Here is a 15814-nt window from a genome sequence, read left to right as displayed (position 1 = left end):
CTGTGCCTGCGCCGCGACGGGCGCGCCGTCACGGATACGGCGCTATTCCAGATCGACGGTGCGTTCGACGAAGACGGTGCCGTCATAGTCGGCGATGCGGGCGTTGAATTCGCCGGCATCGCCGGTCACTTCATAGGCGATGGTCACGGTGAACTCGACGTCAGGCAGGATCTCGACGTATTCGGAGTTCTCTTCGAAACCGTCCATCGGATCGGAGAAGTACGCGGTATCCGCCTCCTTGCCTTTGAAATGGGCTTCAATATACCCGAGCGAATCCAACGACAGCGTCTCATCGGTACGGTTCACCCATGTGTAGGTGACGATGACGCTTCGCAGGCCGTCATAGGTCGCAGGCCCCCACGCGATGGAATCGATGCGGACGTCGGCCAGATGCTCATCGGTATATGCGTCCCGGATCGCGGTCATGCCGGGGGCGTCGGCGGCCTGCGGCACCGGCGGCAGCTGCGTGGAATCGATCCGTTCGAATGATGTGGTCGGAACATCGGCGCCTATCGTGAAAGCGGAGCGAATCGTGTACAGACCGTCGTGACTGGTGACGCGAACATCCAACGGCGATGCGTCATCCCTCAACACAAAAGCCTTGGACACCGTCGCGCTTGCGCCGGCATCGATCTCGTCGACGTCCGAAAAACCGTATTCGGGAAGCAGCCCCTCATCCGGGAACAAGTAGGTGTATTGCAGTTCGACGCCGTTCTGGAACACCGCGACCGAACCCACTTCGGACAATGACGCGTTTGCCGTGCCGGTATTGGTGACGTCAAGTTCGATGACGACGGTGCGGGGGCCTCCCTCGTATTCGCGGGTGCCTGCATAGGCATCGCTGATAGTGGCGTCCAATGACGAATCGCCGTATTGCGTGGCGATCGTGCCGGAACGCTCAAAGGTCTGCGGGGTGGGATCTTGCGAAGCGTCGGTGTGGTCGAAGGGCCGCATATCATCGTCGGGGTCGGTCAGGGCCGGCGGAACGATCCGCAACGGTTCGGACGAGTTCTCCATTGCGACGATCAGGCCGCCCGCCACCGCGATGATGAAGATGACCATGGCGACAAAGAAGGCGACAATGCGGCGCTTGCGTTTACGGCCCTGCGCCGCCGGCATGCGGGACGTTCGGAGCCGGGAATCGATCCGGGGATCGATTCCCGGCTCGGACTGGGATCGCAAACCGGTCTTTCCCGATTGCGTCGCGGGCGATGGGCGAGGCCGCTGCGGCGCGGCATCGGCATACCTGCGTCGTTTCGTCTCCTGCTTGATATGATGCTGCATCGCGTCTTTGCGCGCTTCCCGAACGGCCTGACGCCTGTGCCGCCTCGCTTCGGATCTGGCCTCATGTTCGATGACGGTGCTTGGATCCACGTAGGAGGCCGACGCATCCACATCAAACGGGGAGGCGTAGCCGTCGTCATCATGCCTGTTCCATATCATATCGGTCCCCTTCGCTGTCGCCGCTGCCAGTTTGGACTGATGGTTACATTGTACGGGAGCGGGACGGGAAGGACGATTATCGACGCGGATTGCCGAACCAGCTGCTGTAGATCAACGAGAAATTGCGGTTGCCGTATGACGAGCAGGCGTCGCCTTCGCCGGCGCCCGCCGCCAATGCCGCCTGATTCGGCTGATACGGCGTGTAGATGTACAGCAATGCGGTCGCCTGGTTCTCGATATACACGTCGCTGCCGCCGCAGCTGGCGACCGGATTGTACCGAATGTAGTTCAGCCGCCCCTGACGGTAGGCGTACCGGTCTTCATGGGCCAGATAGTATCGGAAACGTTTCGCGGCGCCGAATACCTGTCTGAAGAAGCCGGCGTATTGCGGATCGCAGTTCGCGTCATCCGGGCAGCTTAATCCCATGGCGGCCTTGTATTGGAAATCGGTCGGATCGGTGGCGGTCAGCAGGTGCTGCTCCTTCTGCATGATGGTCAGCAGCACCTGCGGGCTGATGCCGCACGCCTGCGCCGAACCATGGACGATATCGGCGGCGGACTGCGCGTCGCCTCCCGTGTAGGCTTCGCAGTATTCGTCGGCGGCCACGTCCTCGGTATCGAATCGCATTGCGGCAAGACATTGCGAGCCTGCGCAATCCGCGCCCCGCTGCGCGATGAAGGCTTCGATCTGATCGCGGCTCATGGCGTTCTCGTTGAAGAACTGCCCGTCGGAAATGATATCGCCGGGGTTGAAATCGTAGGTTTCGCCGATTTCATCCTGATTGGCCTGCGCATCGTGTATTTCGATGCGCAGCGCGATGCAGTACAGCGATCCGGCAAGCAGCGCGATCGCGCACAGCGACGCGATCAGCAGGCGCGAAGCCATGACGGCGCGTTGGCGCAGGCCGGCTGAACGCCAGCTTGCGCGCCACGCCCCGACCAGGCCGACTCGCCGACGATTATGCCGCGTCTTACGTTTCCGTGCTGATCTTCTTGACATCGACGTCCATTGTAGCGTGCGAAGCTATGCCAGGGCCTTGCGGATACGCTGCACGCTGACCGGTTTGACGGTGCCCAATTCCTGCGCCCAAAGGGAGACATAGAATTCCTCAAGCATCCAACGGGCCGTCATGGCCTGTTTCATCAGCGCCTCATGCTTCGGGCCGGCCGGCTCGGCCTTTGCCTTCGACACGGCGGCGTCGACCAGATTGCGGGCCTCGTCGGCCTCCCAGGCCCAGCGCACATCACGGTTCTTGTCGGCCTTCGCCTTGCTCAGACGCATCGCGTCCGCCTGCAGATACACCGACAGGCGGCGCAGCGCGTCCGGATCGGTTTCGCCGATGAATCCCGGATGCACCAGCGTGGCGACATGCTCGCGAATCGACTGCAGCACCGACAGCATCGGCAGGTCGGCCTTGCCGGAAACCGCTTTTTCGACCTCCGCGTGCTTGTGCAGAATGCCGATCACGTCGCGGGCCACCTGATATACGGTGTCCTCATAGATCTGCTGCACGTCAAGCACGGCGTCGGCCAGGGCCTGATCGGACTGCAATCCGTCGATACGCGGCAGCAGGCGTTTGACCGTGGCCAGCTGAATGTCCTCGACCAGGTCGGCGGTGGACTTGTATGGAGCGGATGCGAGCATCAGCGCTTCAGCGCCGAGCCAACGCGAAGACACGCGTTCGGGCGGCAGGCGGAGCGCGTCGAGCGCGCCCCTCCACAGCATGTCGGCGCGCGCCTGGGTGGTGGCGCCCGCCTTCTGCAGCAGATTCGCCTGTTCGACGATCCTGCCCTGGTCGGCGGCCCTGTCGGCCTGCTTCTTGACCATGCGGCGCGCCGATTCCTCCGCCTGGGCGGCGAAACGACGCTGCAATTCCTTGAGGTCCTTCGATGTGCCCAGCACCTTGACCGGACCGCGCGGACGACGGCCACGCGCATTGCGGGGCGTGGGCAACTGCTGTTCGACGCTGAAGGTGACCCGCAGATACGGCGCGAGACGCTCCCACAATTCGCCGGTCAGCACTTCCGGATGGATCTGCGCGCCGACGGTGTCGATGGCGGCCTGCGTGAACAGATGCGGCAGGTCGATCCAGACCGCGGCGGACCCGTCCTGCGGCTCCGGCGGCAGGTTCGGCTTCTGACGAGAACCCGAACCCGGCGGATCCGGGTAACGGTCATCGATCCACGCCCGTATGCGGCGTGCGGTGTCCGGAGCCGGAACGAACTGCACGCGCAGCGCCTTCGGCAAAGCCTTGATCATGCCGACGATCAGCTCGTCAAGAAGGCCCGGAACATTCCAGGTGAACTGTTCCGGCGTCAGACGCGACAATGCCTTCAGCGGAACATGCACGGTGACGCCGTCGTTCGGATCATGCGGATCGTACACGTAGCTCAGGCGAAGGTCGATGGGGGAGCCGTCGGTGCCAAGCGCATGCCACTGGTCCGGATAGTCGTCCAGACTCACCGACTCGCTGTCGGCCAGACGCTCCACCTTGCTCGGATCGAAATCCAGCAGATGCGGATGCCGCTCATATTCGCCCTTCCACCATTTGCCCAGATCGGCCACCGACGTGACCGTATTGGGAATGACGCCGTTGTAGAAGTCGAACAGATCCTCGTCGCTGACCGTTTCGGCGATCTGACGGGTACGGCTGGCGTCTTCGGCGGCATCCTCCAGCACGTCACGGTTGCGCGCGATGAAATCATCATGGGGGAAACGCTGCTGTATATCGCCTTCGACCAGACCCTGCCTGATCAGGAAATCACGCGCCTCCGGCGGATTGATGCGCCCCCACTGGACCGTGCGGTCCTGTACGATCGGCAGACCGTACAGCAGCACCTTCGCGCTGGCCACGGCGGAACCGCGCGAACCCGACCAATGCGGCTCGGCATACGTGGTGCGCGTCAGATTGCCGGCCAAAGGCTCGGCCCAAGCCGGATCGATCTGCGCGGAATAACGGGCCCACAGGCGGCTCGTCTCGACCAGTTCGGTGCTCATCACCCAAGGCGGCGTCGACTTCGCCACCGACGACGCCGGGAACAGGGCGAAACGCGTGCCGCGCGCACCCTGATATTCGTTCTTCGCCATCTTCGTGGCGCGCTTCATCGCACGAGCCTTCGCGGCGCCGCTGAGACCGGCGAAATCGGAGGCCTTCGGCTCGCGAATCACCTGCATGCCCATCATCGACAGCAGACCGGCCAGCATCGACGTGTGAATGCCCTGCGCATCCCACGAACAGCACAGCGAATGCGCCGCCTGCTGATTGATCGGCAGCTGGCGGATCCGCATATCCGGGCGCGACGCCGGCAACGGCAATCCGACCTTGAATTTGAATTCATCGCACATCTGCGTCAGCTGCGTCACCAGATCCTTCCACTGGCGCATACGCAGGAAATTCAGATACTCCGTCTTGCAGATGCGACGCAACGCGGAATTGCTCGGCTCGCCATCCGCCTGGAATACACGGTCCCAGATATTCAAAGCGGTAAGAAAATCGCTGGACCGATCCGCATACCGGTTGTGGACGCGGTCGGCCTCCTCGCGATTCTCATCCGGGCGTTCGCGCGGATCCTGCAGACTCAGGAACGACACGACCACCAGCACCGCCGCCAACGTATTCGGCGTCGTCGACTTGGCCGCCTCGATGATCATGCGGCCCAGACGCACGTCGATCGGAATGCGTGCCAGCTGGCGTCCGATATGCGTCAACACCACGTCGCCATGCTTGCGCGCGATCGCCTTCAACTCGGTCAGCTCGTTGAAACCGTCCGAAACGGCCTTCATGTCAGGCGGGTCGATGAAGCCGAAGTCCGTCACATCCTGCGCGGTGCGGGCCACGCCCACCGACAGCATATGCAGCACCACGGCGCCCAACGACGTACGCAGGATCTCCGGCTCCGTGAAGCGTGGGCGCGTCTCGTAATCCTCGCGCGAATACAGTCGGATCGCGATGCCGTCGGCGATGCGGCCGCAACGGCCCGAACGCTGGTCGGCGCTGGCCTGGCTGATCGGCTCGATCGGCAGACGCTGCACCTTCGCCGTCTTCGAATAGCGGGAAATGCGTGCGGTGCCGGGGTCGACCACGTAGCGGATGCCCGGAACCGTCAACGACGTCTCGGCCACGTTCGTCGCGATGACGATGCGCTGATGCTCGTGCGGCTCGAACACGCGATGCTGCTCTTTGGCGGAAAGACGCGCGAACAGCGGCATGATCTCGATCGCGTCCGGACGGCGCATGTCGGCGGCGCGGGGCCCGTAGTGGCGGCGCAGCGCCGTTTCGAATTCGTGGATGTCGCGCTCGCCGGAAGCGAACACGAGAATATCGCGGGCGCCGCGTTCATGGCTCGAATGGATCACCAGTTCGGCGCATGCCCGCGCCACGGCGGTCGGCATGTCCATGGACGTGTCCACGTCGGTGCCATAACCGTCGTCGCCGGGCTGCAGGCCGTCTTCGAAGCCGGGCACATGACGCATCAGCGTCGGCGCCGAACCCAGCGGCTCATAGACGATCTGCACGGGGAAGGTACGGCCCGACACTTCGATGACCGGCACGTCGGTATGCAGGGCACGCCTGAAATGCTCCTGGAATTTCACCGAATCGATGGTGGCCGACGTGATGACCAGCTTCAGGTCGGGGCGTTTGGGCAGCAGCGCGGTCAGATATCCGAGCAGGAAATCGATGTTCAGGCTGCGCTCGTGCGCCTCGTCGATGACGATGGTGTCGTATCTGCTCAGCATCGGATCGCGTTGGATCTGGGCGAGCAGGATGCCGTCGGTGACGACGCGCAGGCGTGTCTTCGGCGAGCTTTCATCGGTGAAACGCACCTGATAGCCGATTTCATCGCCCAGACGGACGCCCATTTCGGCGGCGATGCGCTCGGCCACCGTACGCGCCGCAAGACGGCGTGGCTGCGTGTGCACGACCTGACGGCCATGCGAACCACGGCCAAGCTCCAGCAGGATCTTCGGCAGCTGCGTGGTCTTGCCGGAACCCGTCTGTCCGGAGACGATGACCACCTGCGAATGCCGCACCGCCTGTGCGATTTCGTCACGTGCGGCGCTGACGGGCAATTGGGAAGGATATTCGAATCTCATAATCCTCGATAACGGTCTTCAATCGGCGTGTTTCATCGCATATCGGCCGCGCGGTCAGCCGCGCAGCACTTCGATGATGCGGAATCCTTTGGAACTGGCGTATTTCGACACTTCGTAATCGTCGCCCAGCTCGCGGGCCAGCCAGGGGATCAGCGAATCCGACCCGAGATTCTTCTGCACCACCAGATAGGCGGCGCCGCCCGCGTTCAGACGCGGCAGCCAGGTCATCAGCAGCTCGTGCAACCGCTCCTTGCCGATGCGGATGGGCGGATTCGACCAGATCAGATCGAACGTGAGATCGTCCGGAACCCCATCGGCGGTCGCCGTCCTGATATTGCCGACGCCGTTGATCTCGGCGTTGCGTCCGGCCAGTTCCAATGCGCGCTCGTTCACATCCAGCGCCCAGACTTCGGCTTCCGGACTCAGCATGCCCAGCGTCAGCGCGATCGGGCCCCAGCCGCAGCCCAGATCAAGGAAAGCCCCGCTCCGGGGCGGTTCAGGCGCCTGCCTGAGCAGCACCGACGTGCCCAGATCCACGCGGCTGCCGGAAAACACCCCATTGGACACCTCTACGGTGGCGTCCATGCCGCGCAGCGTGACGTTAAGCCGCCTGCGCACATCCTTGGACGACGGTTCAGCGGAGAAGTACTGCTCCTGCCCGTTACCTGTATGTGTGGCCATGCCGATTCGCCTTTCCGCCTGACGTGCGCCGATGCCCCGCGTGATGGTATGCGCCGTATCCCGATACATTTTTGACGTAGCGATTGTACCGTATGCGATGCCCGTCGATCGGACGCCAAAGCTTTATGCATAGGGCATGGCTTGTCTGCGCGGATACGGATAATGTGGAACTGCTGCATATGCGAATGATCACTGAGACGATGGGCGGATATTGACGAACTACATCGACGATGAACAGAACGCCGTGTTTGAAGACGGACGCGGCGACGTATTGTCCGAACGCTCCGAGGTCCTGCTGGACGGCGACAACCGGATGGACGCCTTCGGCGAGGACTACGACCAGACGTGGGAGGAACGCGAATCCCGCAATGCGTTGAAGCATATAGCCGGTCTGGGCGAGCTCCAGGACGTCACCGAAGTCGAATACCGTAAGGTCAGGCTCGAACGGGTCGTGTTGGTCGGCGTATGGTCGTCGCGCACGTCCAGCCTTGCGCAGGCGGAGGAGTCGCTGCGTGAATTGGCGGCTTTGGCGCAGACCGCGGGCGCCGTGGTGTGCGACGGCATATTGCAGCACCGCATACGCCCGGATGCGGCCACCTATGTCGGCTCCGGCAAGGCGAAGGAGATCGCCGACATCGTCGCCCGCGAAGAGGCCGACACCATCATCGTGGACGATGATCTGCCGCCAAGCCAGCGTCGTGCGCTCGAAGACGCCACCAAAGTCAAAGTGGTGGATCGCACCGCGGTGATCCTCGATATTTTCGCGCAGCACGCGACGTCGCGTGAAGGCAAGGCGCAGGTCGAGCTCGCCCAATTGGAATACATGCTGCCTCGACTTCGCGGTTGGGGCGCGGCCCTGTCGCGTCAGGCCGGCGGCCGCGCCGCAGGCGCCGACGGCGGCATCGGATCGCGAGGCCCGGGCGAAACGAAAATCGAAATGGACCGACGCGCCATTCGCAGCCGCATCGCCAAACTCCGTCGCCAGATCGCCGAAATGGCGCCGGCGCGTGACATCAAGCGCGGCTCCCGACGTCGTTTCGGCCTGCCCACGGTGGCCGTGGTCGGCTATACGAATGCGGGCAAATCCTCGCTGACCAACCGTCTGACCGGGTCAAGCGAATTGGTGGAGAACGCGCTGTTCGCCACATTGGACACCGCAGTGCGACGCGCTCGCGCCAAGGACGGGCGTCTCTACGCGTATGTCGACACGGTGGGATTCGTGCGCCGACTGCCGACGCAGCTGATCGAGGCCTTCAAGTCGACGCTTGAGGAAGTGGCCGAAGCCGATCTGATCGTGCATGTGGTCGACGGGTCGCATCCGGATCCGTTCTCCCAGATCGATGCGGTGAACGATGTGCTGTCGGATATCGAGGGGGCCGAGCGGATCCCGACGATTCTGGTGTTCAACAAGGCCGACCGCATGGACGACGCCGCCCGCGAGCGTATCGAAGCGCTGGCGCCTGACGGTCATATCGTCTCCGCGGCCAGCGGCGAAGGTCTGGACGAGCTGCGTGCGCGCATCGAATCGATGCTGCCCAGCCCGGACGTGCATGTCAGCGCATTGCTGCCGTATTCGGCCGGTTCGCTGCTGTCCCGCATACGCGAATACGGCAATGTCGGATCACTGGAATATCGCGATGACGGCGTGATGGTCGAAGCGGATGTCGACGATCATCTTGCCGCGCTGATCGTCGAACGGGCGGTCGGCTGACCGATGTCCATGCCCTTGCCGATACGTGACGAATATCACGGGTCGGAGGGGCGTAAGACCCGTTTTTCGACATCGGAACGTCGTGTTGTAAGCGTACAGTGAACGTGATGTTACAGTAAAGCCCTGCTCCGTGCGAGGGCGTTTGCTCCAAGAGAGGTTCAGAATAACAATGGTTGATTCCCCGATCAAGCCCACGAAGCTCGCTATCATCGGTGCCGGCGCCGTCGGCTCCACTCTTGCGTTCGCCGCCGCCCAGCGCGGCGTCGCCCGCGAAATCGTGCTGCAGGACATCGCCAAGGAACGCGTCGAAGCCGAAGTGCTCGACATGCAGCATGGCTCCAGCTTCTATCCGACCGTGTCCATCGCGGGTTCCGATGACGTCGAGATCTGCCGTGATGCCGATATGGTCGTCATCACCGCGGGCGCTCGCCAGAAGCCGGGCCAGACCCGTCTGGATCTCGCCGAGGCGACCATCAACATCATGAAGTCGATCATCCCGAACGCCGTGCGTGTGGCCCCGAACGCCATCTTCATGCTGATCACCAACCCGGTCGACATCGTCACCCATGTCGCCCTGAAGCTGTCCGGCCTGCCGGCCAGCCGTATGTTCGGCTCCGGCACCAACCTGGATTCCGCTCGTCTGCGCTTCCTGATCGCGCAGCAGACCGGCGTCAACGTCAAGAACGTGCATGCCTACATCGCCGGCGAACACGGCGATTCCGAAGTGCCGCTGTGGGCTTCCGCCACCATCGGCGGCGTCCCGATGTGCGACTGGACCCCGCTGCCGGGCCGCGCCCCGCTGGACGCCGAAGTGCGTGAGCAGATCCATCAGGAAGTCAAGAACGCGGCCTACAAGATCATCAACGGCAAGGGCGCGACCAACTACGCCATCGCCATGTCCGGCGTCGACATCGTCGAATCCATCATGAACGACACCAACCGCATCCTGCCGGTGTCCTCCATGCTTGACGACTTCCACGGCATCTCCAACGTGTGCATGTCCGTGCCGACCCTGCTGAACCGTTCCGGTGTGAACTCCCGCATCAACACCCCGGTGTCCGACCGCGAGCTCGCCGCACTGAAGCGCTCCGCCGACACCCTGCGTGAGACCGCCGCCCAGTTCGGTTTCTAGGCCCATGTTCAGGCCGCGGTTTTGCGGCCTGAACCAAAGCATTGAAAATCCCGTTCATGCCGAATGCGGTATGAACGGGATTTTGTTGTTCTCGGTGGATTTTCCTTCAGGCTTTCCTTTAGATTTTCCTCAGCACCGTAACGACTTTCCCCATGATCTCGGCATTGGTGCCGTCGATGGGGGAGTATGCCGGGTTGTGCGGGATGAGCCAGACGTGCCCGTTGTCGTTGCGGAAGGTCTTCACCGTCGCCTCGTCGTCGAGCAGCGCCGCGACGATATCGCCGTTGACCGCGGTGTGCTGTTCCCTGACGACGACGAAATCGCCGTCGCAGATCGCGGCGTCGATCATCGAATCGCCATGCACCTCCAGCATGAACAGATTGCCTGTTCCGGTAAGCCGTTCGGGCAGTCGCATCACGTCATCGACATGCTGTTCGGCGGTGATCGGCACGCCGGCGGCGATGCGGCCGACGAGCGGAATGTCATGCGACGTCAGGATCGATTCGCTGGTCTGGTCCGAGGAGGGGAACGAGGCGACGCGAACCGAGTCGGCCGGGCGGAACGTCTGCGGCTCCACCAGTTCGATGGCGCGTCCCTTGTTCGCGTTCATGCGGATAAGGCCCTTTTCCTCCAGGGCCTGCAGCTGATGCTTGACGGATGAGGGGCTTTTGAGGCCGGCGGCCTGGCCTATCTCTCGAAAGGACGGGGCGAAACCGCGGCGCTCGATATGAGCTTTGATGGCGTCCAGAACCTTGCGTTGGCGGTCGGTCAACGCATCGGGCCGGGGCTGCCGCTCGTCTGCCGGCGAGGTGAATGGTGTGGTGCTCACGGCTTGCTCCTTTCGTCTTTTGAACAAGCATATCGTGAATGGGCAATTAAATCAAACATTCGTTCGAAGAGCGCTTGCCATGGTCGAACATCTGTGCAATACTTAGAACACATGTTCGATAGAACATAAGTTCGAAAGGTGGCTGTCATGGTGGAATACAGACATATGACGAATGGGCGTACCGTAACCTGCAATGCCGCACGGATCGGGGAGGCCGGCTATCGGCTGGTGACGTTCATGCTGGCTTCGGCCACGTTGCTGTGTGTCGGGTATGGTCTGATCGATTCGGCTGACGTAAGCGTCGCCGCGGCGGCTGCGACGTCGGTAACCCGGACGGATGCGACGACCAGCTATGTGGTCCAGCCGGGCGATACATTATGGGAATATGCCGATCGCATCACCCCGGAAGGCGGCAATGTCGGAAACACCGTGGAGGCGCTGATGTCGATGAATGATCTCGACTCCTCGGTCCTACGGGTGGGGCAGCGGCTCATCGTGCCTGATGAGGGCTGATTCTCCGGTGCCGGACGCCGCCGGACCACGCCGATTTCGCCTTTTTCCTAGACTTCGGGCTATCCTTATTGACATGCATTGCCCGTTTTGCCAGAACCCAGACACCAAGGTCATCGACACGCGCATCAGTGACGATGGGCATTCGATCCGTCGTAGGCGCGAATGCCCGAAATGCGCCAGACGCTTCACCACGCTTGAATCGACGATGCTGCTGGTCTCAAAACGGTCCGGCAACGTCGAGCCATTCGACCGCAACAAGGTGATCGCCGGTGTACGCAAGGCATGTCAGGGGCGCCCCATCAAAGAAGAGGACCTGAAGATGCTGGGGCAGCGGGTGGAGGAGGACCTCCGCTCCCGAGGTCTTGCCGAAGTCAAATCGGATGAGGTCGGCCGCGCCATTCTTAAACCGTTGCGCAAACTGGACGAAGTCGCCTACATGCGCTTTGCGAGCGTGTATCAGAACTTCGAAAATCTGGACGATTTCCAGCATGCGATCGACGAACTGAAGTCGGAAAGACAGAGCTAGAACGATTCCCGCATCGTTTGCAGGCGCATCGTTTACGGACAATGCCTGCATCGGCACGGATTGCCCCCCACTCCTCGACCGGAGAAATGGGGGGCAATCCATATGCAGGTCAGCGGGAACGTCCGAAGACGCTTTGCCTGAAGGCTTTCGTTATGGCGGCTTCGTCCTGCGAAGACGTTCGTTCCGTGCGGTCGGACGCATGCAGCCCACGGGACCGCGCTTGCGTCCGGCCGCGTATACGCCTCAGCTGATGACGCGCATGCGAATGGTGCCTTCGATCTGGCGCAGGGCGGTCAGCGCCCCTTCGGTGGGCATCGCGGAAACATCGGTGACCACATAGCCGAGTTCGCCTTCGGTGCCCAGGGCCTGCGCGGAAATATTGATGTTCTCCTCGCCAAGCACGCGATTGACCTTGGCCAAGACACCGGGAAGATTGTCGTGCAGATGGGCGATGCGGATGCCGGAGTAGTCGGAAAGCGTGATCTGCGGCATATTCACCGACAGCATCGTCGAACCCTTGAACCAGTAGTCCTGAAGCCGCTGCGCGACGAAGTGGCCGATGGCCTCCTGCGCTTCCAGGGTCGAGCCGCCGATATGCGGCGTGAGAATCATGTTGTCCTCATTGGCCAGAGGCGTCAGGAACGGGTCGCCGGTCTTCTTCGGTTCGACGGGGAACACGTCGACCGCGGCGCCCGACAGGTGCCCGGAATCCAAATGACGCTTCAGCGCTTCCAGATCGGCGACGAACCCTCGCGAAAGATTGATGAAAATGGCGTTCTGCTTCATGTGGGAGAACTGTTCCTCGCCGAAGAACCCCGTATTGGATTTGCGGCCGTCCACATGCAGCGTCACGGCGTCGGACTGTTCCAGAAGCTCGTCAAGGGTGGCGCAGCGCCGCGCATTGCCCAGCGCGAGCTTCTCTTCGATGTCGTAGAACACGACGCGCATGCCCAGCGCTTCGGCAAGCACCGACAATTGGGCGCCGATATTGCCGTATCCGACGATGCCCAGCGTTTTGCCTCGCACTTCATGCGAGCCGGACGCGGACTTGTCCCACATGCCATGCTTCATGTGATGCGTGTGGGCGGGAATGCGGCGCAGCAGGCAGATGATGTCGCAGATCACCAATTCCACCACGGAACGGGTGTTGGAATACGGCGCGTTGAACACGGCGATGCCGTTTTTGCCGGCATACGAGAGATCGACCTGATTCGTGCCGATGCAGAAGCATCCGACCGCGGTCAATGATGGGCAGGCGTCGATGACCTTGGCGGTGACGGAGGTCTTTGAGCGGATGCCCAGCAGACTGACGCCGTCAAGGGCTTCGATCAGCTCGTCCTCGCTCAACGCGCCTTTGAGGCATCGCACGTCGAAGCCGTGGGCGCGCAACGAATCGGCGGCGAAGGGATGGATGTTCTCCAGTAGCAGTGCTTTAGGCATACCCTCACTTTATAGCGCAAGCAGCTTTTCGTCGTCGATTGTCCGCACTATAAGCAGCCGTTGCGTCGGACGGGTCATCGCGACGTACAGATCGGATGCGGCCACAAGCCGTGACGGAGCCTCCGATTCGATCTGACCGGGCTGCACCACGACGACCGCGTCATATTCAAGGCCCTTGACCGTCTGCGTGTCGCAGATCGTCACCTGTTCATCCCACGAACTTTGGGTGGTCAGCCGCTCGTATTCCTTTGCGTCAAGCGTCCGCCGCAAGGCCGTACGGATCCGTTCGCGCAACGCGGGCTCCCAGGAGGTCGGGGCGATGACGGCCACGCGTCCGGTTCCGTCGGACGACACGTAATCGGCGGTCAGCCCGCCGACCTGTTCGGCGACGCTTTCCGCAAGCCGTTCGTCGCTCTCCACGGTAAGGCGCGATACCGATCCGGGAATGGCGCGCACCGCGTTGACCGTGGAAATATACAGTCCCTGATCGGTGGCGAAACGCGAGGCGAGGTCGGAAACCTCCTGCGGATTGCGGTAGTTGATGGTCAGCTCATTGAGATCCCAGTTGCCCTCGCCGAAAAGCGGGTCCATCATGCGCCGCCATACGCGTGTACCGCCAAGGGCGGAAGTCTGCGCCACGTCGCCGACGATGGTGAAGGAGCGCGAGGGGCAACGGCGGATCAGCATGCGCCAATCCATGGCCGTCAGCTCCTGCGCCTCGTCGACGACGATATGGCCATAGGTCCATTCGCGGTCCGCGGCCGCACGCTGCGCCACCATTTCCGCGCCAGCCCCGTTGATGTTGTCCAGCAGCATCTGCGAAGTGACGATGCCTGAGCCGATGCCGGCCTGGGCGAGCGTATCCTGCGCATACTGCTCCTCCTGGGCGCGTCGGGCATCCGCGGCGGCCTGCCGTGCGGCCGTTTTCGGGTCCTCTCCGAGCAGTTCCATGGCTTCGTCGAGCAGCGGGACGTCGGATAGCGTAAACGGCGCGCCCTTGCCGCGGGTAAGGGCCTCGACCTCCTCGTCGCTGAGCCATGGGGCGAAGCGATGCAGCTGATACGGCTTGGCGAACAGCTGGTCGATGAGCCATGGGCCGGTCATCGGCAGCCATGCGAGATTCAACGTCCTGCGCACGGAGTCGTTGAGACGGAGCTGCTGCATGACCTGCGTGAGCTCGTCGTTGCCGGGCGTGTAGTCCAACTGCTCGACGTAACGGTTGCGCATGGACAGCAGCATTTCGTTCACGAACGTCTCACGGGCCTTGTTATGGGGCTGGCGTGTGCGTCGCGCGTCGTTGATCGCCTGCTCGACGTCCACGCGCAGCATCGGAACGGCGAAACCGTTGACGTGCACGACGGGCAGTTGGGAGGGAACGCGTTCGCGAGCCGAGACCGCGTTGGCGATCGCCTTGGCCATACGGCGCTCGCCTTTGATCTTGGCGGCAAGCGGAGTATCCACGGCTCGTGCGTCGATGCCGGGGATCAGATCGGCGATGGTGCGGCTGACCACGCCGGTTTCGCCGAGGGACGGCAGGACCTGGTCGATGTAATGCAGGAACGTCGAGCTGGGGCCGACCACGAGCACGCCGGTGCGTTCCAGCATCCGGCGGTGCGTGTACAGCAGGTATGCGGCGCGATGCAGCGCGACGGCGGTCTTGCCGGTGCCGGGGCCGCCTTGGACGACGACGGCGTGGGACATGTCGGAGCGGATGATGCGATCCTGTTCCGCCTGGATGGTGGCGACGATATCCGTCATCTTGCCGGTCCGCTTGGAGTTCAGCGAGGCGAGCAGCGCGCCTTCGCCGGTGAGCGTTCCCGCGGACGAGGCTTTGCCGACCTGGTCGGAATGTATGTCGAGCACTTCGTCTTCGATGCCGACCACTTCGCGGAAATTCAACGTGATATGACGGCGCATGACGATATCGCCGTGGCTGGAAGGCGTGGCCTCGTAGAACGGGCGTGCCGCTTCCGCGCGCCAGTCGGTCAGGATGGGCTCATGCTCCTCGCTGGACAATCCGATTCGTCCGATATATCGGCGTTCTCCGACGGTGTTGTCAAGACGTCCGAAAACCAGCCGGTCCTCCACCGCGCGCAGCTGGGTGAGTCTGTCCTCATACATGGTGGCGAAGGAATCGCGTTCGGTGCGTTGCGTCGGGGAGCCATGGGATCCCGCGGCGCGCACTTTGTCAAGCCGTTCGCGAGCCTGGGCGCGCAGAGCGTCCAGACGGTTGTATGCGCGGCTGACCGCATGTTGCTCATCCTGCAGTTGAGCGGAATAACTCGACATGGTCCACTGTCCCCTTCGCTGAAAACTCAAGCAATCAAATGTACCGCAAATCATCTACGAATGTGAGGCGTGTTCCGTCGGACGCCTCGTCGGATATTCGACCGCGAGATGTGCCCCAGGACTCGTCGGCAAGTCGCGGTGCGATAAGCCCGTTG

Annotated in this window: 11 protein-coding genes; 4 read left to right on the top strand and 7 right to left on the bottom strand. The window is 62.5% G+C overall.

Annotated features, from left to right (window positions below):
* Window positions 1–42: 42 nt before the first annotated feature.
* From AC1AX7_RS01315 to AC1AX7_RS01300, 4 genes are all read right to left on the bottom strand, one after another.
* Window positions 43–1443 (bottom strand): DUF5067 domain-containing protein, encoded by a 1401-nt coding sequence (locus AC1AX7_RS01315; RefSeq protein ID WP_476508291.1) that lies wholly within the window; start codon window positions 1441–1443, stop codon window positions 43–45.
* A 76-nt stretch (window positions 1444–1519) separates the two neighbouring features.
* Complete coding sequence (locus AC1AX7_RS01310; protein WP_476508290.1) at window positions 1520–2329, bottom strand: hemagglutinin; 810 nt, start codon at window positions 2327–2329, stop codon at window positions 1520–1522.
* A 138-nt stretch (window positions 2330–2467) separates the two neighbouring features.
* Complete coding sequence (hrpA, locus tag AC1AX7_RS01305) at window positions 2468–6538, bottom strand: ATP-dependent RNA helicase HrpA (RefSeq protein ID WP_476508289.1); 4071 nt, start codon at window positions 6536–6538, stop codon at window positions 2468–2470.
* 54 nt (window positions 6539–6592) lie between these two features.
* A complete protein-coding gene (locus tag AC1AX7_RS01300; RefSeq protein WP_476508288.1) occupies window positions 6593–7219 on the bottom strand; it encodes a class I SAM-dependent methyltransferase in 627 nt (208 codons plus the stop codon).
* A 313-nt stretch (window positions 7220–7532) separates the two neighbouring features.
* Here AC1AX7_RS01300 and hflX point away from each other — a divergent pair, with 313 nt between their 5' ends.
* Both hflX and AC1AX7_RS01290 read left to right on the top strand, forming a co-directional pair.
* Complete coding sequence (hflX, locus tag AC1AX7_RS01295) at window positions 7533–8930, top strand: GTPase HflX (RefSeq protein WP_476508401.1); 1398 nt, start codon at window positions 7533–7535, stop codon at window positions 8928–8930.
* Window positions 8931–9099: 169 nt separating this feature from the next.
* Complete coding sequence (locus AC1AX7_RS01290; RefSeq protein ID WP_476508287.1) at window positions 9100–10062, top strand: L-lactate dehydrogenase; 963 nt, start codon at window positions 9100–9102, stop codon at window positions 10060–10062.
* Between the two features lie 118 nt (window positions 10063–10180).
* Here the strand turns inward: AC1AX7_RS01290 and lexA are convergent, their stop codons facing one another.
* Complete coding sequence (gene lexA / locus AC1AX7_RS01285; RefSeq protein WP_476508286.1) at window positions 10181–10891, bottom strand: transcriptional repressor LexA; 711 nt, start codon at window positions 10889–10891, stop codon at window positions 10181–10183.
* 147 nt (window positions 10892–11038) lie between these two features.
* Here lexA and AC1AX7_RS01280 point away from each other — a divergent pair, with 147 nt between their 5' ends.
* Together AC1AX7_RS01280 and nrdR are read left to right on the top strand one after the other, a co-directional pair.
* Window positions 11039–11404 (top strand): LysM peptidoglycan-binding domain-containing protein, encoded by a 366-nt coding sequence (locus tag AC1AX7_RS01280; protein WP_476508285.1) that lies wholly within the window; start codon window positions 11039–11041, stop codon window positions 11402–11404.
* Between the two features lie 73 nt (window positions 11405–11477).
* Window positions 11478–11930: a transcriptional regulator NrdR gene (gene nrdR, locus AC1AX7_RS01275; RefSeq protein WP_476508400.1), complete on the top strand. Its 453-nt coding sequence runs from the start codon at window positions 11478–11480 to the stop codon at window positions 11928–11930.
* Window positions 11931–12173: 243 nt separating this feature from the next.
* Here nrdR and serA read toward each other — a convergent pair whose 3' ends face one another.
* Both serA and AC1AX7_RS01265 read right to left on the bottom strand, forming a co-directional pair.
* Window positions 12174–13370: a phosphoglycerate dehydrogenase gene (gene serA / locus AC1AX7_RS01270; protein ID WP_476508284.1), complete on the bottom strand. Its 1197-nt coding sequence runs from the start codon at window positions 13368–13370 to the stop codon at window positions 12174–12176.
* Window positions 13371–13379: 9 nt separating this feature from the next.
* Complete coding sequence (locus tag AC1AX7_RS01265) at window positions 13380–15659, bottom strand: HelD family protein (RefSeq protein WP_476508283.1); 2280 nt, start codon at window positions 15657–15659, stop codon at window positions 13380–13382.
* Between the last annotated feature and the right edge of the window lie 155 nt (window positions 15660–15814).

This window comes from Bifidobacterium sp. LH_449 (assembly GCF_056356755.1).
This window is presented reverse-complemented; position numbering and strand designations above follow the sequence as displayed.